Below are 374 nucleotides of genomic sequence, written 5' to 3' on the forward strand. Positions count from 1 at the left end.
GCAGCCTTCGGCGGCGGCATCGGCCTGGCGCATCCAGCCGCTGACATGCTGCAGCGCCATCCGTGCCAGGCCGGTACTGGCGGCGGCAACGCCGTTGCCACGCGAGACCAGTGCGACCACGTCGTCATGGATGTCACCTTCAAGGGCCGCGTGGGGCACATCCAGTGCCTGCGCGCTGCCCAGGGTGCCGCCATCGGCCAGCAGTGTCACCGCGTGGCCTGCGCCGATCAGCCCATGGCAGAGCATGGCGAGGGGACGTGTGTCGCCTTCGGTTCCGTAGGTCAGGGCCAGCAGCCGCATGGCAAGCTCCGCAGTGGTCCGGGCCAGTATGCCGGTTGGCGGAGTGCCCCCGGTCCTGCCGGTCAGTCCCCGCC

General features: G+C 70.9%; 1 pseudogene. It reads right to left on the bottom strand.

Features of this window, described 5'->3' with window-relative positions:
* Positions 1–300 (bottom strand): annotated as a pseudogene (locus A9K58_RS18870) (glycosyltransferase); the annotation flags it as partial.
* Between the last annotated feature and the right edge of the window lie 74 nt (positions 301–374).

Origin of the sequence: Stenotrophomonas maltophilia, assembly GCF_001676385.1 — a bacterium.
Taxonomy (GTDB): Bacteria; Pseudomonadota; Gammaproteobacteria; order Xanthomonadales; family Xanthomonadaceae; genus Stenotrophomonas; species Stenotrophomonas maltophilia_J.